This window comes from Corynebacterium sp., assembly GCF_022712275.1.
Classification (GTDB): Bacteria; Actinomycetota; Actinomycetes; order Mycobacteriales; family Mycobacteriaceae; genus Corynebacterium.
Genome location: NZ_JALAGU010000033.1, coordinates 15,094 through 34,223, shown reverse-complemented (window position 1 = coordinate 34,223; position 19,130 = coordinate 15,094). Strand labels below are relative to the sequence as shown.

The 19,130-nt window shown below is 68.0% G+C and carries 20 protein-coding genes and 1 pseudogene; 15 read left to right on the top strand and 6 right to left on the bottom strand.

Features of this window, described 5'->3' with window-relative positions; translation table 11 throughout:
- Positions 1-12 precede the first annotated feature (12 nt).
- The 5 genes from Q0A27_RS07550 to Q0A27_RS07530 are packed head-to-tail and all read left to right on the top strand — an operon-like array spanning position 13 to position 4,565.
- Positions 13-417, top strand: a complete 405-nt coding sequence (locus Q0A27_RS07550; protein WP_291474443.1) for an urease subunit beta — start codon at positions 13-15, stop codon at positions 415-417.
- Positions 417-2,144 carry an urease subunit alpha gene (gene ureC, locus Q0A27_RS07545; RefSeq protein ID WP_291474442.1) on the top strand — a complete coding sequence of 576 codons (1,728 nt, stop codon included), beginning with the start codon at positions 417-419 and terminating at the stop codon, positions 2,142-2,144. The genes Q0A27_RS07550 and ureC overlap by 1 nt, the downstream gene beginning before the upstream one ends.
- Before the next feature lie 5 nt (positions 2,145-2,149).
- A complete protein-coding gene (locus tag Q0A27_RS07540) occupies positions 2,150-2,899 on the top strand; it encodes an urease accessory protein UreF (RefSeq protein WP_291474441.1) in 750 nt (249 codons plus the stop codon).
- Positions 2,900-2,910: 11 nt separating this feature from the next.
- Complete coding sequence (gene ureG / locus Q0A27_RS07535) at positions 2,911-3,564, top strand: urease accessory protein UreG (RefSeq protein ID WP_291474440.1); 654 nt, start codon at positions 2,911-2,913, stop codon at positions 3,562-3,564.
- Positions 3,561-4,565, top strand: a complete 1,005-nt coding sequence (locus Q0A27_RS07530) for an urease accessory protein UreD (protein ID WP_291474439.1) — start codon at positions 3,561-3,563, stop codon at positions 4,563-4,565. Before ureG ends, Q0A27_RS07530 begins: the two co-directional genes overlap by 4 nt.
- 76 nt (positions 4,566-4,641) lie before the next feature.
- Here the strand turns inward: Q0A27_RS07530 and Q0A27_RS07525 are convergent, their stop codons facing one another.
- Positions 4,642-5,136, bottom strand: a complete 495-nt coding sequence (locus Q0A27_RS07525) for a PIN domain-containing protein (RefSeq protein WP_291474438.1) — start codon at positions 5,134-5,136, stop codon at positions 4,642-4,644.
- On the opposite strand from Q0A27_RS07525, the pseudogene Q0A27_RS07520 reads away from it, so the two are divergent.
- The 5 genes and pseudogenes from Q0A27_RS07520 to Q0A27_RS07500 form a co-directional block, all read left to right on the top strand.
- A pseudogene (locus Q0A27_RS07520) lies at positions 5,135-5,227 on the top strand (transcriptional regulator); the annotation flags it as partial. The gene Q0A27_RS07525 and the pseudogene Q0A27_RS07520 sit on opposite strands and share 2 nt — an antisense overlap.
- 6 nt (positions 5,228-5,233) lie before the next feature.
- Positions 5,234-5,563, top strand: coding sequence for a hypothetical protein (locus Q0A27_RS07515; protein WP_291474557.1), 330 nt, complete (start codon positions 5,234-5,236; stop codon positions 5,561-5,563).
- A gap of 188 nt (positions 5,564-5,751) precedes the next feature.
- A complete protein-coding gene (locus tag Q0A27_RS07510; protein ID WP_291474437.1) occupies positions 5,752-6,531 on the top strand; it encodes an NAD-dependent deacylase in 780 nt (259 codons plus the stop codon).
- Positions 6,532-6,756: 225 nt separating this feature from the next.
- Positions 6,757-8,481, top strand: a complete 1,725-nt coding sequence (locus Q0A27_RS07505; RefSeq protein ID WP_291474436.1) for a hypothetical protein — start codon at positions 6,757-6,759, stop codon at positions 8,479-8,481.
- A gap of 339 nt (positions 8,482-8,820) precedes the next feature.
- Entirely contained in the window at positions 8,821-8,961 is a 141-nt protein-coding gene (locus tag Q0A27_RS07500; RefSeq protein ID WP_291474435.1) for a hypothetical protein, read from the top strand.
- Between the two features lie 330 nt (positions 8,962-9,291).
- Here Q0A27_RS07500 and Q0A27_RS07495 read toward each other — a convergent pair whose 3' ends face one another.
- Positions 9,292-9,870: a gamma carbonic anhydrase family protein gene (locus Q0A27_RS07495; RefSeq protein WP_291474434.1), complete on the bottom strand. Its 579-nt coding sequence runs from the start codon at positions 9,868-9,870 to the stop codon at positions 9,292-9,294.
- A gap of 58 nt (positions 9,871-9,928) precedes the next feature.
- On the opposite strand from Q0A27_RS07495, the gene Q0A27_RS07490 reads away from it, so the two are divergent.
- On the top strand, positions 9,929-10,426 hold the full coding sequence (locus Q0A27_RS07490) for a flavodoxin family protein (RefSeq protein WP_291474433.1): 498 nt from the start codon (positions 9,929-9,931) through the stop codon (positions 10,424-10,426).
- A gap of 21 nt (positions 10,427-10,447) precedes the next feature.
- Here Q0A27_RS07490 and Q0A27_RS07485 read toward each other — a convergent pair whose 3' ends face one another.
- Entirely contained in the window at positions 10,448-10,771 is a 324-nt protein-coding gene (locus Q0A27_RS07485; RefSeq protein ID WP_291474432.1) for a hypothetical protein, read from the bottom strand.
- Between the two features lie 143 nt (positions 10,772-10,914).
- Between Q0A27_RS07485 and Q0A27_RS07480 the strand changes: the two genes are divergently transcribed.
- From Q0A27_RS07480 to Q0A27_RS07465, 4 genes are read left to right on the top strand one after another with little or no spacing between them, the layout of a single operon-like run.
- The gene (locus tag Q0A27_RS07480; protein ID WP_291474549.1) at positions 10,915-11,916 is read left to right on the top strand and encodes a nitronate monooxygenase family protein; all 1,002 of its coding nucleotides are present in this window, start codon (positions 10,915-10,917) and stop codon (positions 11,914-11,916) included.
- 53 nt (positions 11,917-11,969) lie between these two features.
- On the top strand, positions 11,970-12,659 hold the full coding sequence (locus Q0A27_RS07475) for a hypothetical protein (RefSeq protein ID WP_291474431.1): 690 nt from the start codon (positions 11,970-11,972) through the stop codon (positions 12,657-12,659).
- A gap of 45 nt (positions 12,660-12,704) precedes the next feature.
- Positions 12,705-13,832, top strand: a complete 1,128-nt coding sequence (locus Q0A27_RS07470; RefSeq protein WP_291474430.1) for a VanZ family protein — start codon at positions 12,705-12,707, stop codon at positions 13,830-13,832.
- A gap of 10 nt (positions 13,833-13,842) precedes the next feature.
- On the top strand, positions 13,843-14,220 hold the full coding sequence (locus Q0A27_RS07465) for a DUF488 domain-containing protein (RefSeq protein WP_291474429.1): 378 nt from the start codon (positions 13,843-13,845) through the stop codon (positions 14,218-14,220).
- 169 nt (positions 14,221-14,389) lie between these two features.
- On the opposite strand, the gene xdhC is transcribed toward Q0A27_RS07465, so the two are convergent.
- From xdhC to Q0A27_RS07450, 3 genes are read right to left on the bottom strand one after another with little or no spacing between them, the layout of a single operon-like run.
- Entirely contained in the window at positions 14,390-15,211 is an 822-nt protein-coding gene (gene xdhC, locus Q0A27_RS07460; RefSeq protein WP_291474428.1) for a xanthine dehydrogenase accessory protein XdhC, read from the bottom strand.
- Positions 15,208-17,610 (bottom strand): xanthine dehydrogenase molybdopterin binding subunit, encoded by a 2,403-nt coding sequence (gene xdhB, locus Q0A27_RS07455; RefSeq protein WP_291474427.1) that lies wholly within the window; start codon positions 17,608-17,610, stop codon positions 15,208-15,210. The genes xdhC and xdhB overlap by 4 nt, the downstream gene beginning before the upstream one ends.
- The gene (locus Q0A27_RS07450) at positions 17,607-19,085 is read right to left on the bottom strand and encodes an FAD binding domain-containing protein (protein WP_291474426.1); all 1,479 of its coding nucleotides are present in this window, start codon (positions 19,083-19,085) and stop codon (positions 17,607-17,609) included. The genes xdhB and Q0A27_RS07450 overlap by 4 nt, the downstream gene beginning before the upstream one ends.
- Positions 19,086-19,130: the final 45 nt, after the last annotated feature.

Sequence of the window (19,130 nt, the reverse complement as noted above, 5' to 3'; positions counted from 1 at the left end):
AGGAGAACCACCATGTCCGGATCCGCCGCCGGCTACGGCACCGCACCGGGTGCCGGGCCGACCATCGAGCTCAACCCGGGGCGCCGTACCACCACACTGCGGGTGTCCAACACCGGCGACCGTGCCGTCCAGGTCGGTTCCCACTACCACTTCTTCGAGGTCAACCCCGCACTCTCCTTCAACCGGGAGGACGCCTGGGGCATGCACCTGTCCATCCCCTCCGGGCTGGCCGTGCGCTTCGAGCCCGGCGACACCCGCGAGGTCGACCTGGTGGACTTCGGCGGACGCCGCGTCCTCCACGGCTTCGCGGGGCTGACCGAGGGCGCGCTCGACGACCCGGCCGTGAAGGCCGCCGCGTGCGAGAAACTCCCCGACTTCCTGGCCAGCAATGACGCACTCCCGGAGGAGCTGAACTGATGAGTTCGATCGACCGACACCGCTACCAGGAGATCTACGGACCCACCACCGGGGACACCGTCCGACTGGCGGACACCGACCTCACCGTCCGCATCACCCACGACTTCCTCGCGGACGCCTACGGCGACGAGTCCGTCTACGGCGGCGGTAAGGCCGTGCGTGACGGCATGGCCCAGGACCCGACCGCCACAGCGGCGACCGGCGCGCTCGACACCGTCATCACCGGCGTCATCGTGCTCGATGCCGTGGCGGGGGTGGTCAAGGGCGATGTCGGTATCCGGGACGGACGCATCGTGAAGATCGGCAAGGCCGGCAACCCGAACGCGCAGGACGGTGTGGACCCCGAGCTGGTCATCGGCCCGGGCACCGAGGTCATCGCCGGTGAGCACCGCGTCCTCACGGCCGGCGGTGTGGACTCCCACATCCACTACATCACCCCGCAGCAGGCCGAACACGGTCTCGCCGGCGGCATCACCACCTTCTTCGGAGGTGGCACCGGACCGGCCGAGGGCACGCTCGGCACGACCTGCACCCCGGGGTCGAACGGTGTGCAGTTCATGCTGCGTGCCGCCGAGGGCATGCCGGTGAACACCGGCTTCCTCGGCAAGGGCTCCGGAGCACTGCCCGAGGCGCTGGCCGAGCAGATCGTCGGCGGTGCCGCGGGCCTGAAGATCCACGAGGACTGGGGTGCGACCCCGGCGAACATCCGCAACGCCATGGACGTCTGCGACGAGTATGACGTGCAGCTCGCGATCCACACCGACACCCTCAACGAGGGCGGCTTCTTCGAGTCCACGGCCCGGGCCTTCGGCGGACGCACCGTCCACACCTTCCACTCCGAGGGCGCCGGCGGCGGCCACGCCCCGGATATCCTGCGGGTCTCCGGGATGGCGAATGTGCTGCCGGCGTCAACCAACCCGACGCTGCCGTACACGGTGAACTCGGTGGAGGAACTGCTGGACATGGTGATGGTCTGCCACCACCTGTCCCACGACATCCCCGAGGATGTCGCCTTCGCCGACTCGCGGGTGCGCGCCGAGACCATCGCCGCGGAGACGGTCTTCCACGATCTGGGCCTGATCAGTATCTTCAGTTCCGACTCCCAGGCGATGGGGCGCGTCGGGGAGTCCTGGCAGCGCGCCTTCCAGACCGCGCACCACTGCAAGGTGGAACTCGGTGAACTGGAGGAGGACAAGGGTCACGGCGACGACAACGAGCGTGTCCTGCGCTACGTCGCGAAGATCACGTGCAACCCGGCGATCGCGCAGGGTATCGGTGAGCATGTCGGCAGTATCGGGCCCGGCAAGCTCGCCGACCTGGTGCTCTGGCCGGTGGAGACCTTCGGGGCGAAACCTCGGCTGGTGCTGCGTCAGGGACGCATCGCGTATGCCCAGATGGGCGACCCGAACGCCTCGCTCGCCACCCCGCAGCCGGTCTACTACCGCGACATGTTCGCCAACTACGGCACCGCGCTGCAGGCCACCCGGGTCACCTTCATGAGCCAGGCGGCGATCGACGCCGGCGTCCCCGAACAGCTGGGCCTGACCTCGACAGTCCTGCCGGTGCGGAACACCCGGAGCATCGGTAAGAAGGACATGGTCCGCAACGACCGTACCGCCGACATCCGCGTCGACCCGGACACCTACGAGGTCAGCGTCGACGGCGTTCACGCGACCATCGCCCCGGCGGAGTCCCTGCCGCTGGCGCAGAAGTTCTTCCTGTTCTGAGTGCTGTGACGTCGCCGATGCTTCCGTTCCTGCAGGCCATGACCTACGCCGATTCGGCGTACCCGTCGGGCCGCTACACCCTGTCCCACGGACTCGAGGGGCTTGTGCAGGCGCACCGCGTGACCGGGGCGGACGCCGTGCAGCGCGTCCTCATCGACCATCTGCGGCACACCGCCGCACCCGGCGACGGTGTGGCGACCGCGGCCGCGGCGACGCCGGGCGCAGTGGATCTGGACACGCTGATCACCATCGACCACGAACTCCCGGCGACGAAGGTCACCGGTGAGCTGCGTCGGGCATCCGCCCGGGTCGGACGCCAGATGCTGCAGGTCACCACCGATGTCGAGACCCGGCTGGGGCAGGTTCAACCGGAACCCCTGGCGTCCTTTGCGTCCGCGGTGGCCGCGAAGGAAACCCCCGGTAACCAGGCCGTCGTCGCCGGACTCATCCACGCCTCCCACGGGCTCGCCCCGGCCGAGGCCGTCGCCACGGAACTCACCGGGCTCGCCGTGGGGTGGGCCGGTGCGGCGCTGCGACTGCGGCAGTGCGACCACGTCGACGCCCAGGTCATCATCACCGCCGCCCACCCGGTGATCGCCGAACTGGCCCGGCAGTGCGTGGCTGTGGCGTCCGATCTACTGAACCCGGAGTCCCCCACCTACGGCCGGTGGCGCCTGCTCGGCCGCGCCAGTCCCGGCTCCGACCTCGCCTCCGCCGCGCACGAGACCGCCCCCGCCCGCCTGTTCATGAGTTAGAAAGGACCACCATGACCACTCCTTCACCCTCCGCCGCCCCTGATTCCGTCACCGGCTCCGGCTCCCCGCTGCGCATCGGCATCGGCGGTCCCGTCGGTTCCGGCAAGACCGCCCTCATCGAGGCGCTCGTGCCTCTGTTCGTCGATGCCGGACGCCAGGTCGGCGTCATCACCAACGACATCTACACCCAGGAGGACGCCCTCCACGTCCGCCGTGAACTCGACGGCATCATCGATCCGGAGCGCATCGTCGGCGTGGAGACCGGGTCCTGCCCGCACACCGCCGTGCGCGATGACCCGACGATGAACCTCATGGCCGCCGCGGACCTCATCGACGAGCATCCGGAGATCGACACCGTGTTCTTCGAGTCCGGCGGCGACAACCTGACCCTCACGTTCTCCCCGGCACTGGTGGATGTCTTCGTCTTCGTGCTGGACACCGCCGAGGGACAGAAGATGCCTAAGAAGCGGGGGCCGGGCATCACCGAGTCCGACATCCTCGTCATCAACAAGACCGACATCGCGCAGTATGTGCGCTGTGACCTCGACATCATGAACACCGACGCCATCGCGGTGCGCGACGGCAGGCCGGTCGTGCTCACCGACTGCCTGGCAGGAAAGGGTATCGCCGAGCTTGCGGCAGCGCTGGAGGGGTACCGGGCGTGAGCTCTGCCCGTCTCGATCCGGTGGCGCTCACGCCGCCGGTGCCGTGGGAGTTCGCGTCTTTCCTCGGGGACGCTGCCACCGACGGTGTGCAGCCGGTGGGACGCCCCGGCAAGGTCGGCGTCCTCGATCTGACACTGGGTGTGGATGCTGCGTCCGAGATGCAGAAAACTGGTGTGACCTCGAGGTACGTCAAGGCGCCGATGCAGTTCACCCGGCCGCTGTACGTCGATCCCGCCGATCTCGGCGAGGCGTTCGTCTACGTCCGGTCGACCGGAGGCGGGCTGGCGCAGAACGACCGGATCCGGCAGCGGATCACACTCGGTGACGGAGCACGGGCGACGGTCACCACTCCGGCGGGTACGCCGGTGCACCGGATGAACGCCGGGCTCGCCACACAGTGGATCAGCCTGACGGGGGGGGAGGACGCGGTGTGCGAGTACCTGCCCGGGCAGAACACCCTCTTCGCCGGAGCGCGGTTACTGCAGGTCACGGATGTTTCCCTGGCTCATTCCGCGACGCTGCTCGCCGCGGACGTGATCCTCACGGGACGCCTGGCCCGTGGGGAGCGGGACCTCTTCGATGCCCTGGGCCAGTGCTGGCGGGTCGAGCGGGGTGGACGGCCGCTGCTCTCGGATTCGTTGTGTGTGGTCGGTGCAGGGGCGGGCAGGTCGGAAATGCTGCTGTCGCGGTGGCCGGTGTGGGGGACGGTGCTCATCGTGCCGCCGGCCGGCGCTGCGGGGCCCACCGGTTCCACTGGTTCGGCCGGCGTGTCCGTGAAGGAGTTGCTGGCCTCCGTCCGGAATCTGCTGGTGGAGCGGTGTGCGGCATCCTCTCCTGATGACCTCACCGCCGCAGCGTCCACCATGGTCAACGACGCCGGAATCACCGTCCGTGTGGCGGGGGAGGACCCGGTCGCGGTGCGGGCGACCGTGGATGCGGTGCACGACCAGGCCCGCCGTGCCCTGCTGGGGCGGCCCGCCGTGGACCTGCGCCGGATGTGAGTTGAACCGGGGGTCCGGGGCGGGGCGTGGCGGCGTTGTCGGCATGTACGGTGGGTCTACTGCTCCCAGGGATTGATCAGGAGATGCCGCTCGATGAGAAATCCCGGGTATTGCGGGTCGCCACGGTAAGGCCATGGACAACGGCCGTTGCAGCGATGAGTGCGTCTCTCTCCGGGGCTGGGTCCGGGACGTGGAGTGAGGCTGCCCGGACGGCGGCATCGGTATCGGTATCGGGAGTCCGTGAGGCGAAGATGTCCATCACCTCGTCCTCGAGCCAGTTCCGGAGGCTGCGGCCTTGGATGGTGTCGCGACGTTCGTCCCGGCGTACTCCCGGCTCAAGCTCGATGACCGTGATGACGCTGAGGTAGAGGTCGGTCGGACGCTGTGCTGCGATCCGGCGTCGGACCGAAGGATCAGCGCGGAGCGCTTGGCGGAGCTCACGTGCTGGTTGAATGCGCGGGAGGACGCGGGAGGACGCGGGAGGACGCGGGAGGACATTGTCGTCATGGTCTCCACCTCCTGTATGTAGGAACGGTGCTGCATCGAAGTATGCGGCCGAGACGACCAACATGGTCCGTCGCTGGCGACGCTGGGAGGAACTCTCCCCGGCGGATCCGGCGGAACCGGTCGGTGTGTCCCGGCAGACCATCGGGAACGGAGAAGTGACCATGAGCTACGGGGACACCTACATCCGCCGTGTGGAGGATTCTGTCGATGACGAGTATCAGGAACGGATTCTGTCCCGGGCAGAGACGGTGGGGATGCGGTACATGTACTGGTCGCTCCTGGTCACGGTGGCTGTACTTGTGTGGGTTCTGCCCGAGGACTATGTCCTGTGCAGCCTGATTCCGGAGATCACCGTGCTCGTCGTTGTCATGGCGGTCTGGATTGGGGGTGTCATCCTCCGGGGAGGCGACTCCCTGTCGTCTGGCGCAGAGACAAGCGGCGTGGTGCCGGGGCTTATCACTGGTGCCGTCCTCGGGATCCCCGCGGCGTGAGGCACAATGAGGCGCATGCGGGCTGCTGACGAGCGTCGCCTGGACGCTGAACCGGAGGACTGGGGATCAGGGTGTCGGCATCGTGGGACCGCAGGATGGAAAACCGCCGCGAGACCATCCTGCGATCCCGAGACGTCGACGTGTCCGGGGTGCCGTTGACTGTGCCCGGGTAACTACCCTCGGGGGGCATGACTTCTGTCGCGATCCCCACCGACCTGCAGGACGCCGCGCGCTCCGCCCGCCGTGTCGAAGTCTTCACCGGCGCCGGCATGAGCGCGGACTCCGGCCTCGACACCTTCCGGGACGCCACCACCGGTCTGTGGAGCAGTGTCGACGCCCAGGCGATGGCCACTCTCGACTCCTGGCGACGCGACCCCGACCCCATGTGGGCCTGGTACCTGTGGCGGGCTGCCCGGGCACGGGACGCCGTCCCCAGTCCCGGTCATCTCGCCATCGCCCGCTGGCAGGACGCCCCGGTCGGCGACGGTGACGGGAACGCACACCTTCACGTCACCACCCAGAACATCGACGACCTGCACGAACGCGCCGGCTCCACGGATGTCTCCCACCTCCACGGCAGCCTTCTGGCCTTCCGCTGCTCGGTGTGCGACCGCCCCGCGCCGGAGCCGGAGCTGCCGACATGGCCCGTGGAACGGCTGACCCCTCCGGAGTGTTCGGAGTGCGGTGGCCCGGTGCGTCCCGGCGTGGTGTGGTTCGGTGAGTCCCTGCCGGAGCAGGACTTCGCGGACGCCGAAGCCTCGATGTTCGGCTGCGATCTGGTCGTCATCGTCGGTACCAGTGGCGTCGTCTTCCCGGCGGCGGGCCTGCCGGAGCTGGCGGTCCGACGCGGCGTCCCCGTCGTGGAGATCAGTCCGGCAGCCACCGACCTCACACCGCTGTCCACCTGGTCACTGCGGACCACTGCCGCGTCCGGCCTGCCGGCATTGGTGGACGCCGCGCTAGGATGAGACGAAATCTGCGAGCAGGAATCCGCCGAGACGGCGTTGAGCACGGATTCCTGCCCGGATATTTCGACAGATCAGACTTGCCGGGTTCCGACCGTCCTGACCAGCGGCGTCCCACGCCATCTCACGTGCCCGTAACCTGGGGCGCCAGGTGAACGACGCTTACACCCATGACCGAAACATATACGGTCACGCGCATGAAATACAGCGCCCATAGCGTTGCCCGACATGACACCTCCAGTGGACACGCTTCAGCAGACCGCCACCACGGCACCGGCCACGCAGGCGGGTGCGCCCGGTTCCGGTACGTCCCCAGCCTCCGCCGTCGACCACGCCGCTCCCGTCGGTACCGAAGACTTCTCGCTGCGCTTCGCCCCGCGCCATTATCGTAGGTGGACGCCGGCCGCCGTCGCCGCCAGTGCCCTCGGCGGCATCGCCTACCTCGCCGACTTCTCCATCGGCGCGACCATCGGTGTCGAGCACGGCACCGTCAACGCCATCGGTGGTGTCCTTATCGCGGCGGTCCTCATCTTCGTCTCGAGCTTCCCGCTGGCCTACTACGCCGCCCGCTACAACGTCGATCTCGACCTCATCACCCGCGGCTCCGGCTTCGGTTACAAGGGATCGATCATCACGAACCTCATCTTCGTGTCCTTCACCTTCATCCTCTTCGCCACAGAAGGTGCGATCATGGCGCAGGGCCTGAAGGTCGGCCTGGACATCCCGCTGTGGATCGGCTACGCCGTGAGCTCGCTGATGATCATCCCGCTGGTCATCTACGGTATGAAGCTGCTGTCGAAACTGCACTCGTGGACCAATCCGCTGTGGTTGGTCATGATGTTCGTCCCCCTGGTCGTGCTCATCATCCAGGAACCGGGCTCGGTCGGCACTTTCCTCGACTACACCGGTGAGGACGACAAATCCGTCTCCTTCGCCGCGATGATGCTCGCCGCCGGCGTCTGTCTCTCCCTGACCGCCCAGATCGCCGAGAACATCGACTACCTGCGCTTCATGCCGCCGAAGACCGCCGCCAACCGGAAGTCCTGGTGGGCCGCGGTGATCTGCGGTGGACCGGGCTGGGTCGTCCTCGGTGCGACCAAGCAGATCATCGGCATCTTCCTCGCGGTCTACATGATCTCCGTGCTGGGCCAGGGTACCGACATCGCCGTCGAACCGGTGAACCAGTTCATGAGTGAGTACCGCGAGATGATGCCGGGCTGGCTCGCAACCACTCTCGCCGTGATCCTCGTGGTCATCTCCCAGATCAAGATCAACACCACCAACGCCTACTGCGGCTCCCTGGCCTGGACGAACATCTACTCACGCTCGTTCAAGAAGTACCCCGGTCGTGTGTGGTTCGTGGTCTTCAACGTGGGTATCTCCCTGGCGCTGATGGAGTTCAACATGTTCAGTGTCCTGAGCTTCGTGCTGAGCTTCTACTCGAACCTCGCCATCGCCTGGATCTTCACCGTTGCCGCGGACATCGTCATCAACAAGTACCTGCTCGGCCTGTCTCCGAAAGTGCCGGAGTTCCGCCGCGGCATGCTCTATGACTGGAACCCGGTCGGCATCACCTCGGTGATCCTGTCCGGCGGCATCTCCGTGGCCATGTTCTTCGGCGCCTTCGGTGACGGCATCTCCGCCTTCTCCCCGCTGTTCGCCGCCGGCATCGCCGTGATCGTCACTCCGCTGGCCGCGGTCGTCACGAAGGGCCGCTACTACCTGCGCCGCGTGGACGACGGTATCGACCTGCCGATGTTCGACGCCGACGGCAACCCGGTCGACGACCGCCTGACCTGTGCGATCACCGGTGAGTCCTGTGAGCGACCGGACATGGTCGCCTCGCCCGTTCCTGACGAGCACGGGAGGACGCAGTACGTGTCGTCGCTGGCGCTCACGCTGGACGCGACGGGTCAGCATGTCCTTCCGGCCGATCCGCCGGATGGCCGGTGAGCCTCTCCGGGGGCGGGTGCTGCGTAGCGAACTGACCTGATACCGCTACGGAGCGGGGGGAGGGAGACAGGTGCAGGGGGGTTCTGCAATTCCGCAGCGTGAGACGTGAGTGGAAGCGATTTAGGCAAGCCCACCCTTCATTAGACGGGGGTAGTAATCAGTTTTCTGAGGTATGCCTACCTTTGTTCAGGTGCTAGATTCTCGCTGTGAAAGATAACATCTTCCCGGCGGGCTCTTCCCGTAGAAACTGAGATCCTGCAGAGGGTCGCGGTAACTGGTTCAGGCGGCAACTTCGACGCTGTCGGAGCTCCGGGGAACACTTCATCGAAAGGTACCCCCATGATCGACAGTTCTGCTGAGCTCATCAAGGATGTCCTCTACGCCGTCGGCGGTCTCATCCGCAACATCATCATCTCCCTCGGTGAGGGTCTGACCGCGGTTGTCGGTTCGGCCGGCGACGGGGCTCCCTCCGCAGAGTAAATACGGTGGTCAGACAAAGCTCTGGCCACGCTTGACCACTCAGAATCAACTCCTGCGCGGGCACTCCGTCAGGACTCTCCGAAAGGACACACCATGGGTTCCATCCTCGGTTCCGGCGTCGACATCATCCAGGATCTCGGCCTCTTCGTCTTCCGCATCCTCGACGCTGTCGGGAACTTCCTGGGCGTCGACATCGGCAAGGCGCCGCACTGATCGACCACACTCGCCCGGTCTCAGGGCATGGCATGAGACACTGAAAAGGTCCACACTTCGTTGTGCGGACCTTTTCTTATTTCCTTCTGTTGATCACTCCTGGAGACTCTTCAATCCTCAGTTGAACCGCACTTCGTCGAGACTCAGTGCGTCATCCGGTAGCGACTGTGCCTTCGCCAGGTCGATGTATCCGGCGGCGTGGGTGATGAGGTGCTCCCTCTCTTCGGCGGACAGCTCCCGACGCACCTTCGCCGGCAGCCCGGCGGCCAGCGAGCCGTCCGGGACCTCCTGGTCCTCCAGGACGACGGCACCACCGCCGATGATGCAGCCGGCGCCGATGACCGAGCGGCTCAGCAGTGAGGACTGCATGCCGACCAGCGTGCCGTCGCCGACGGTGCAGGCGTGGACGAGTGCCTGGTGACCGACGGTGACGTCCTCACCGATGACGGTCGGGCTGTCCTCCTCGGTGTGGATGACGGAGTTGTCCTGGATATTGGACCGCGCGCCGATCCGGATCGTCCCGACATCGGCGCGGACCACCACGCCGTAGAAGACGGAGGCGTCCTCGGCGATCTCCACGTCACCGACGATCACCGCATTCGGGGCGATGTAGGCGGAGGAGTGGATGCGTGGGGCCTTCCCGTTGAACGGGAGGATCAGGGGGCCGTTGGTGCGGGGTGACTGGAATCTACTCATATTCCGAGACTAACTACTTTTCTGGGGCGGTGTGCACGATGACGGGCATGATGGGGGTATGCCCTATCTACTCGTCGTCCACCACAGCCCCACCGACAAGCTCCGCGCCATCACCGACACCGTGCGCCACGCCGCAGAGGGGGCCGCTGCCGAGGTCAACAGCACCCTGCCCGAGGAACTCCAGCTGGAGGTCCGGGAACGCAACGCCCTGGAACCGGACACCGCCGAACTGCTCGGGGCGTCCGCCCTGCTTTTCGGGACCACCGCCAACTTCGGGTACATCTCCGGTGCACTGAAGCACTACTTCGACTCGACCTACATGGAGGTGACGAACGATGAGAGCTACACCGCGCACAACGTCCCCGCCGGGTACTGGATCCGTGGTGGCTACGACACCACCGGCGCAGAAAAGGCGATGACCGCCATCACCACCGGCTACGGGTGGGATACGGCGGTCGATCCGGTGTGCTTTACAGGGGACCCGGAACCGCACACCGCAGAGTTGCGGGAGCTGGCGGAGAACACCGTCGGCGCCTGGTACACCGCGGTGGCCTGACGGCCCTGACGAGGGACCTGACTACTTCTTGGCGTCCGACAGGAAGTGCGCCGCACCGGCGGCGACGGCGGTGACTGTGATGACGGACGGCCAGGCACCCATCTTCTTGGCGAGCGGGTGGGAGACGCCGAAGGCGCCGAGGAAGGTGCCGGTCAGGCCGACCGCCACCGGGGCGCCACCCTTGGCGATCCAGGTGCGGTTCGCCCAGCCCAGGGCGGCGATCATCGGGACGGTGCCCAGCGGGCGGATGCCGGTCTCCCGGGCGGTCACCCAGCCGCCGATGAGGCCCAGGGCCACGAGGGGAGCGGTGCTGACGTCTTTCGCGTTCTTCACGGTCATGTCCATGGGAGCATACAGTACGCGGTGAACCTGCCTCTGTAGACTGCGGGACACACGACCGAAAACTGACGACAGTTTCCGAATGAGAACTCCGGAAGGGGAGGCCACCTGTGGTCTACCGCGACGGCTACCAGCAGCCCGACCAGCACATGAACGCGAGCACGTCCGACGCCCTCGGCGGACGCCTGACCAGACTCTGGGGGATTGACCTTCCACTGGTCGGAGCCCCCATGGCGGGAAGGGCAGGAGGACGCCTCGCTGCCGCGGTCAGCGCCGCCGGCGGGCTCGGCATGATCGGGGTCGGCGCACGTACCTCCGCGGAGTGGATCGCCACGGAGGCGGAGGTCGCGGGGACAGGCGGAAGCTTCGGGATCGGCCTGATGATCTGGGCGATCGATGCGCAGGCGGCGGAGAACAACGGCGTCTCCGCCCAGTTCGAGGCGGCACTGGCGGCCAACCCGACCGTGCTCTCCCTCGGCTTCGGTGACCCCGGCCCCTGGGTGCCCGCCGCCCATGCCGCAGGGATCAGCGTCGTGGCCCCGGTCAACGACATGCTGCAGGTCCGTCAGGCACTGGCGGCCGATGTCGACGTCCTCTGCGTCCAGGGCACCGACGGCGGTGGGCATACCGGACGCCTCGGCACCATGCCGTTGATGCAGGAGATCCTCGACTACCTCGCCGTCCAGGCGCCTGGCGTCCCGGTGGTCGTCGCCGGCGGTATCGCCACCGGGCGCGGGGTCGCCGCCGTTCTCGCGGCCGGGGCGGACGGGGCGTGGATCGGTACCGCGTTGCTGGCGTCCCCGGAATCCCAGGGTTCGGAGGAGCTCAAGGCGGCCGCCGTGAAGGCGGGCAGTGGTACGACTGTCCTCACCGGTGTCTACGACCGGGCCGAACAACAGGACTGGGACATCGCCCGGTGGCCCACACGCACGGTGCGCAACGCCTTCGTCGACCGCTACAACAGTGACCCCACCGTCACCGACGAGGAACTGATCGCCGCGCGCGCCTCCGGTGGGGAGTTCGCCGAGGAGCTGAAACTGCACGCCGGGCAGTCCGTCGGCCTGGTCCGCCAACAGGCTCCGGCAGGTGAGGTGGTGCGCGTCATCGCCGAGGAGACCGCGCGGCTGCTGGGGAGATTCCGGACCGCGTGATCGCCGTGTGACCGTGGCTCACCCCCGGGTGGAAGCGTAGCCTCGGAGACATCATGTCTTCACCACGCGAGTCCTGCATGGGTGTCGACCTCACGGTCACCCCATGGCTCTATCCGGGACGCTGGCCCACCCGGTCCGGCACCCTGACCTCGGAAGGCTGGTTCCCCGGGGACCTCGCCCTCGCCGAAGTCGGCCTCGACGGCGGACGGCGCCCGGTCGTCGCCGTCGGATCAAATGCCTCGCCGGGGGTGATGCAGGTCAAGCTGCGGGAACACGGCGTCTCACAGACGGTCCCGTTCGTCCGGGCCTGCGTCCGCGATGTCAGGACCGCCTTCACCGCCCACGTCAGCCCACGCGGCTACATCGCCGCCGCACCGGTCCGCCAGGCCGGCGCCGAGACCTCGATGTGGGTCAGTTTCCTCGATGACGACCAGCTCGCCGTCATCGACGGCACCGAGGAACCGAACTACACCCGTGAGCACATCTCCGACCCGGTGATGCTGTTCACCGGCGAAGTCCTCGACGGCTACGACGTCTACCGCAGCGCCTGGGGCCTCATCCCGGAGCTCCCGTTCGCCCGCCGCCAGCACGCGGTGCTGACCCACCTGCGCTCCCGGTGCATGGTGCCCTCCCTTCCCGAGGGGGACGCAGAGACCGTCGTCCGCGCGATGTGGACCGACCGTGACCTGGCCGACCGGGTCTCCGACGAACTGCATGCGCTGGCCGTGGTTGACGGGTACTGAACGGTTCGCTGACCCGGTGCCGTGCCGCCGGTACACTGCGTCCCGATGGAAAATGATGTCATCTCCGGGGTCGTCGCGGTGGCCGTCGGCCTCGCGCTGGCCGTCGTCCTGTTCGTCCCCTTCGTCTGGCTCAACTACCGCCGGGACGGTCGGCTGACCGTCTCGCGCACCCTGCTCTGGGTGGGATTCCTCGTCTACGCCATGGCGCTGTGGACCTACACGCTGCTGCCGCTGCCGGACCCCACGGACATCGTGTGCCGGGGAGCGCAGACCAGGCCGCTGCAGTTCGTCGACGACATCCGTGCCTACAACACCTCATCGACCCGCGCGCTGCTCACCAATCCGGCGGTGCTGCAGGTCGCGCTCAACGTCGTCTTCTTCGTCCCGCTGGGGCTGATCCTGCGCCTGCTGTGGGGACGCGGAATCCTGTGGTCGGCGGTGGCAGGATTCGCCGTCTCCCTGTTCATCGAGACGACGCAGTACACCGGCGTGTGGGGGATCTACTCCTGTGCCTACCGCTTCTTCGACGTCGATGACCTGCTGGCGAACACCTCCGGCGCCGTCATCGGCGCAGTGCTGGCCGCTGTCGTCGCCTGGCTGCACGGCCGGCTGGTCCGCCGCTCCGGGGCTGATTCGGGGGAGGACGCGACCTCCGGCGATACCGGCGTCCCGACAGTGGGCGAGCAGGTCAGTCGCAGGCGTCGGACCGTCGGCGCAGCGTGCGACCTCCTGGTCGTTGCACTGCTGACCTTCGGCTCCGCGGCGATGGTGAACATCTGGCAGATCGTGGTGGACGGCAGGAACGTCGATACCGTGGACGCGAACCTCACCGAGCAGGTCAGCCTCCTCGTTCCCCTGGTGGTTTCCGCGCTGGTGGTGCTGGTCACCGGGCGGACCATCGGTGACCATGCGGTCGAGATCAGGTTCGGGCCGGTGGCAGGACGCCGCAGTCTGCCGGCGTGGATGCGGCGCGTCCTGCGGTTCCTGGCCGGTATCGGCGGACTGCAACTGCTGGGATTGGCCGCTCCGGCCGATCTGCTCTTCCTGCTGGTCGGGGTAGCTGCGGTGCTTTTCAGCCGGGAACGTGGCGGCCTGCCGGGGCTGCTCAGCGGGACCCGGCCGGTGAGCACCTTCGCACCGGACACCCCTGAGGAGTCCCTGACCCGGGCGTAGCCTCGGAAGCATGGGAACACTGAGTATCGCCCGCGCCTACGACGTGAGGGACGAGGGCGCCGGGGACGCCGCGACCTTCCTCGTGGACCGGTTGTGGCCGCGCGGCGTGAAGAAGACCGATCTGCCGCTGACCGGCTGGCCGAAGGAGCTCACCCCTTCGGCGGAGCTGCGCAGGGAGTTCCACGCCGATGCCCTGAATTGGGAGCAGTTCGGGGACGCGTACCGGGCTGAACTCGATGAGCGGTACAGGGACGGGGAACTGGACGATGCCCTCACCCAGCTCAAGGACGCCTTGGCTGAGGGCGACGTTCTCCTGCTCTTCGCCGGTAAGGACACCGACCACACCCACGCGAAGGTTCTGGAGAGCTGGCTGGCAGAGCAGCTGTAGGCCAGCTGCAACTCCTGTCACGCGTACACGATCGTCACGTTTTCGGCCTCTGTGTTGTACCGAATCCCTGGATCCGTGACGATTGTGTACGCCGTGTACGCCGTGTACGCCATGTACGCCACTGCCTCACGAATCACCGTCGCAGAACGCAGAGCACTGACTGGTCCGGCTACAGGCGCCGGAGCAGCTGGGCGGAGACACTCACCGCGATGGTCGCGGGGTGGCGTCCTCCGAGGTCAGGAAGGCCGATCGGGCAGGTGATCCGGTCGATCTCGTCCGAGCTGAATCCGGCGTCCGCCAGCTTCTTCCGGAACCGTGTCCACTTCACCGAGGATCCGATCATGCCGACCGGCCCGAGGTCGTCGGTCTCACGCAGGCGCGTCAACAGTGCCTCGCACAGGTGCAGGTCCTCGCCGTGGTCGTGGGTCATCACCAGCACGTGCGTGCCCGCCGGCAGGTCCTCGACCACCGATTCGGGGAGCATCGAGTGCACCGTGTGCACCGTCGCCGGACAGACTGACGCTGCGGCGGCGACTTCGTCGGCGACCGCTTGGACCCGGTCGGGTCGGGAATCGCAGAACCAGAGCTCGGCGTCCTGCCGCGACAGGATCCGGGCCAGCTCCAGGCCGACGTGGCCACAGCCGAAGACGGCAACGGCCGGCACCACCGGCAGATGCTCGAGCAGCACGGTCACCTCTCCGCCGCAGCACTGGCGGCCGTGGTCGTAGGGGACGCGGTCATTGAGTGCGAAGTCGAGGAACTCCGGGTCGGCCGTCTCGCCTGCCGAGGCAGCAGCGAGGATCTCGCGCGCACGGTCGACAGCCCCTGCCTCCAGGTTGCCGCCGCCGACGGATCCGAGGACCTCGGACGCGGTGACGAGCATCTTGGCCCCGGCCTCCCGGGGTGCGTGGCCGCGCCGGGCGACCAGCGTCACCAGTACCGACGGGATCCGGCGGGCGCGCAGGTCCGCGGCGTCCGCGATCCAGCTCATGACGGGACCGCAGCCGAATCAGCGGAAGTGGCCCGCACCCGCTCCACCGCCCAGTACACCGCTTCGGGCGTGGCCGGGGAGGGCAGATCAACGACGACGTTCCCGCCGGTACCGCCGGACCCGAATGCCGCGACGGCCTGGCGCAGCGCCTCACGCACCGAGAACGCCAGCATGAACGGCGGCTCGCCGACGGCTTTCGAGCCGTACACCGCGCCCTCCTCGTGCGCCTTGTCCAGCAGTTCCACGTGGAACTCCGGAGGCAGCTCCGACAGTGAGGGGATCTTGTAGGTGGACGCCCCGGCCGTGGTGAGGCGTCCGGACCCGCGGTCGCCGTCATGGTTGCCGTCATCCCAGCGCAGGTCCTCCAGCGTCAGCCAGCCCGTGCCCTGGATGAACCCGCCCTCGATCTGGCCGAGGTCGATCAGCGGGGACAGGGAGTCTCCGACATCGTGGACGATGTCCACCCGGCGCAGTTCATAGGAGCCGTCGAACCGGCTGACCTCGACCTCTGCGGCGGCGACACCGTAGGCGAAGTACTTGAACGGCTCGCCCTGCATCACCGACGCGTCCCAGTGCAGGCCCTCGGTGCGGTAGAACCCGGACGCCGAGAGCTGCACCCGCTGGAAGTACGCGGTGTTCACGAGGTCTTCCCAGGTCAGTGATCCGTCGGTGCCGAGTGCGGTGACGATACCGCGCGAAAACCGCACATCCGCCGGCGGTACACCGAGACGGGACGCCGCGACGACCCGCAACCGGTCGATGATCTGCTCACAGGCGTCCTTCACCGCCCCGCCGTTGAGATCCGAGCCGGAACTCGCCGCCGTCGCCGAAGTGTTCGGCACCTTGTCGGTCCGGGTCGGCGCCAGGCGCACCGTCGACAGCGGCACACCGAGAGTCGTCGCCGCGACCTGCATCATCTTCGTGTGCAGGCCCTGCCCCATCTCTGTACCGCCGTGGTTGATGAGCACGGAGCCGTCCTTGTAGACCAGCACCAGCGCACCACCCTGGTTGAAGGCGGTGAGGTTGAAGGAGATGCCGAACTTCACCGGCGTCATCGCCAGGGCACGCCGCCGGTCGGGGTGCGTGGCGTTGAACATCTCGATCTCCGTCTCGCGGCGCTCCACCTCGGCATGGTCGATGACCTGGGACCAGGCGGCGTCCAACCGGTCGGGGTGACGCACCGGCATGTCGTAGGGGGTGCGCTGGTCCCCGGAGTAGAAGTTGCGCCGCCGGATCTCGCGGGCGGGGATGCCCAGGGTCTGGGCGATGCGTCCGAGGATGTCCTCGATGACGATCATGCCCTGCGGCCCGCCGAACCCGCGGAAGGCGGTCTGCGAGGTGCGGTGACACTGCGCGATCCGCCCGTGCACGGCGATGTCGGGGATCCAGTAGGCGTTGTCGACGTGGCACATTGCCCGGGCCAGCACCGGTTCGGACAGGTCCAGTGACCAGCCTCCGTCGGCGGTGAGTGTGACGTCCAGGGCGGTGAGCAGGCCCTCGTCGGTGTACCCGACGGTCCAGGCGGAGTGGAAGCCGTGGCGCTTGCCGGTCATCGTCATGTCCTGGGTACGGGTCAGCCGCACCCGCACCGGGCGTCCGGTGAGCGTGGCGCCGATCGCAGCGACGGCGGCGTAGCCGTGCGGCTGCATCTCCTTGCCGCCGAAGCCACCGCCCATCCGCAGTGACTGCACGGTGATCTCGTGCGCGGGGACGCCGAGGACATGGCTGACGATGTCCTGGGTCTCACTCGGGTGCTGGGTGGAGCACTGGATGAACACCTGCCCGGCCTCGTCGATCTGCGCGATGGACGCCTGGGTCTCCAGGTAGAAATGCTCCTGGCCGGAGAACTCGAAGGTGCCGGACATGGTGTTCTGCCCGGGGTCGGTCGCCGCGGTCGCCAGGGCGGAGGCGGCGTCCCCACGCAACATGGTCGGCTGTGCGCCGTGGAAACTCTCCCGGACGATCGCGTCGGTGAGAGTCAGTACGGCGGGCAGCTCCTCGTAGTCGACCTCGACTGCCGTGGCACCGAGTCGGGCGGCCTCGAGGGTCTCGCCGAGGACCCAGCACACGGCATGGCCGACGAACATGACCTCTCCGCCGTCGGCGTCGGGGAACAGCGGTTCATCGTGCTTCGTGCCGGCGTCGTTCACCCCGGGCACATCGGCCGAGGTGAGGACGCGCACCACGCCGGGGATCGCGTAGGCGGCGTCCACCCGCAGGTCGAGGACGCGGGCATGGGCGTGCGGCGACTGCACCGGATACGCGTGGAGGATGCCGGGATAGCGGTTGACCAGGTCATCAGTGTACAGGGCAGTGCCGGTGACGTGCCCGGCGGCGGACTCGTGGGCATGGGATTCGCCGACCACCGGGTCGGCGGGACGCTGCGACAGCCGGCTCATCGGACTGCCTCCACTGACTGGCCGGCCGACGGGGACTCGGCGAAGAATCGTTCCAGTGACGTCCCGAGCATCGCCGAACGGTACGCGGAACTGGCACGGTGGTCCGACATCGGGGTGCCCTCGGCGCGCAGCACCGCGGCGGCCGCGGCGACCGTCTCCGCGGTCCACGGGCTGCCTTCCAGCAGTTTCTCGGTGGCGTAGGCGCGCAGCGGGGTCGCGGCGACACCGCCCAACCCGATCCGGGCCTTGGTCACCATACCGTCGGTGACCGTGACCGCGTAGCCGACGGCGACCGAGGAGATGTCGTCGAAACGACGTTTCGCGATCTTGTGGAACGCCGTCAGGGGAGCCAGCGGTGTCGGGATCCGGATCGCGGCGATGAGCTCGTCAGCCCGGCGCACCGACTGCCGGTAACCGGTGAAGTAGTCCGTGAGCGGCACCTCCCGTTCGCCGTCGGCGGAGGCGAGCACCAGAGACGCCTCCAGGGCGAGCAACGCCGGGGGAGTGTCGCCGATGGGGGACCCGGTACCGAGGTTGCCGCCGAGTGTGGCGCTGTTGCGGATCAGGCGCGACGCGAACTGCGGCAGCAGCTTCCCGAGCAGCGGCACGGCGTGGCCCACCGACCGCTCGATCTCGGTGAGGGTCTGTGCCGCGCCGATCTCCAGGTGGTCGTCGGCCCAGGTGATGCCGCGCAGCTCCGGCAGCCGGTCCACGGCCAGCACGTTCTCCGGACGGTCACCGCGGATGTTCACGAGGACGCCGTGGTCGGTGGACCCGGCGACGACGGTCGCCCCCGGCTCGTCGCGGAGTATCCGGACCGCCTCGTCCAGGCAGGCCGGACGCCGGAAGCGGGCACTGGCGCCCGTCGGCGTGACCGAGGTCAGGTCCGTGTGAGCCGGCGCCGGGGCCGGCCGGTCGCGTCGGGCGGCGACGGGATCGACGGGTACGGCGGCGTGGTGTGCGGCGCCCATGTCCGGTGCGGTGTCCGGGGTGCCGAGCGCGAGTGCAGCGTCCCGGATGGGGCGGTAGCCGGTGCAGCGGCACAGGTTGCCGGACAGGGAGTGCAGGTCGAAGGGTCGTTCAGACTCCGGGCGGTAGTACTCGGCGGCCATCGAGCAGATGAAGCCGGGCGTGCAGTAACCGCACTGTGAACCGCCGGCGCGGGCCATCTCCTCCTGCACCGGGTGCAGGTCGGTGGTGGTTCCCAGTCCTTCGGCGGTGATGATCTCCTGGCCGTCGAGGGCGGCCGCGGGGATCAGGCAGGCGTTCACCGGCACCCAGCGGGTGTGCTCGCCGGTGGTGGAACCGGGGCGGCCGTCGGGTCGGGCGACCATGACGGCGCAGGCACCGCACTCGCCTTCGGCGCAGCCCTCCTTGCAGCCGGTGAGGCCGTGGTCGCGCAGGGTGTCCAGGGCGTTGGTGTGAACGGTGCTGCCGGTGGGGCCGGTGCCGGTGACGTCTGTCCGGAGAGGCACTCCGTTGACGGTCAGCGTCGCGGTATGTGCGGTGGGTGAAGTCTG

Bases quoted from the DNA above. Each gene is read 5' to 3' on its own strand.
- Q0A27_RS07550 (WP_291474443.1), top strand. From the start codon at position 13: ATGTCCGGATCCGCCGCCGGCTACGGCACCGCACCGGGTGCCGGGCCG.
- ureC (WP_291474442.1), top strand. From the start codon at position 417: ATGAGTTCGATCGACCGACACCGCTACCAGGAGATCTACGGACCCACC.
- ureG (WP_291474440.1), top strand. From the start codon at position 2,911: ATGACCACTCCTTCACCCTCCGCCGCCCCTGATTCCGTCACCGGCTCC.
- Q0A27_RS07525 (WP_291474438.1), bottom strand. From the start codon at position 5,136: ATGTTGGTCGTCTCGGCCGCATACTTCGATGCAGCACCGTTCCTACAT.
- Q0A27_RS07515 (WP_291474557.1), top strand. From the start codon at position 5,234: ATGAGCTACGGGGACACCTACATCCGCCGTGTGGAGGATTCTGTCGAT.
- Q0A27_RS07510 (WP_291474437.1), top strand. From the start codon at position 5,752: ATGACTTCTGTCGCGATCCCCACCGACCTGCAGGACGCCGCGCGCTCC.
- Q0A27_RS07505 (WP_291474436.1), top strand. From the start codon at position 6,757: ATGACACCTCCAGTGGACACGCTTCAGCAGACCGCCACCACGGCACCG.
- Q0A27_RS07500 (WP_291474435.1), top strand. From the start codon at position 8,821: ATGATCGACAGTTCTGCTGAGCTCATCAAGGATGTCCTCTACGCCGTC.
- Q0A27_RS07495 (WP_291474434.1), bottom strand. From the start codon at position 9,870: ATGAGTAGATTCCAGTCACCCCGCACCAACGGCCCCCTGATCCTCCCG.
- Q0A27_RS07490 (WP_291474433.1), top strand. From the start codon at position 9,929: ATGCCCTATCTACTCGTCGTCCACCACAGCCCCACCGACAAGCTCCGC.
- Q0A27_RS07485 (WP_291474432.1), bottom strand. From the start codon at position 10,771: ATGGACATGACCGTGAAGAACGCGAAAGACGTCAGCACCGCTCCCCTC.
- Q0A27_RS07480 (WP_291474549.1), top strand. From the start codon at position 10,915: ATGAACGCGAGCACGTCCGACGCCCTCGGCGGACGCCTGACCAGACTC.
- Q0A27_RS07475 (WP_291474431.1), top strand. From the start codon at position 11,970: ATGTCTTCACCACGCGAGTCCTGCATGGGTGTCGACCTCACGGTCACC.
- Q0A27_RS07470 (WP_291474430.1), top strand. From the start codon at position 12,705: ATGGAAAATGATGTCATCTCCGGGGTCGTCGCGGTGGCCGTCGGCCTC.
- Q0A27_RS07465 (WP_291474429.1), top strand. From the start codon at position 13,843: ATGGGAACACTGAGTATCGCCCGCGCCTACGACGTGAGGGACGAGGGC.
- xdhC (WP_291474428.1), bottom strand. From the start codon at position 15,211: ATGAGCTGGATCGCGGACGCCGCGGACCTGCGCGCCCGCCGGATCCCG.
- xdhB (WP_291474427.1), bottom strand. From the start codon at position 17,610: ATGAGCCGGCTGTCGCAGCGTCCCGCCGACCCGGTGGTCGGCGAATCC.